This window comes from Pseudomonas sp. P5_B2, from assembly GCF_056400445.1.
Map to the genome: position 1 here is coordinate 1 of NZ_JBFULH010001460.1, position 567 is coordinate 567.

Annotated in this window: 1 protein-coding gene; it reads right to left on the minus strand. The window is 52.0% G+C overall.

What is annotated here, in order from left to right:
• Positions 1-70: 70 nt before the first annotated feature.
• Positions 71-567: hypothetical protein (locus AC1DRJ_RS31830; protein WP_477805588.1), on the minus strand; the 497-nt coding region annotated here is incomplete at its 5' end.

Below are 567 nucleotides of genomic sequence, written 5' to 3' on the forward strand. Positions count from 1 at the left end.
ACAGAAACCTGAGAGGGGGGCGTTGCTCGCCTCCCACTGGATTGGGTGTGGCGTGGTTGGCCCTGAAGCCTCACGTGTGCGACAAACCAACCGTCATTTCAACACAGCTACCCCTGATCAAAGCCAAGTCGCACACGCTTGATACTGACACGCTAACTTCAGCAATCTCACTCATGAGTTGAATCATGTGGCTTACAACTGTCTGTGCAGCCTGCTCGTATGGAAGCGTACTGAGGGACGATGTAACCACATCTTGAAGCTGGTGCCGTGCTTTGTCTGCCTGCTCATAAGTGAAGCCACCGGGTAGGCACAGAACGCTCCCACAACCCAACTCTCTCAAGCTGTGGGCATTGTGCGACTGTAGGTAATAAGCAACCCGCGTGACGGCATGCCCCTTGCTGTCCACATCTACAAACGTGAACACCCAAGACGTTTTACGCAAATCATCATCCAAGCGAGAACAGTCGAAATGAGCTGCTGAATAACTTCTACGGGCGTCTAAAATTAGATCAAGCACGTCAAACGGGTCACTGAAGCTCACACCTCTCAGCGTCGATTTCACTTGGT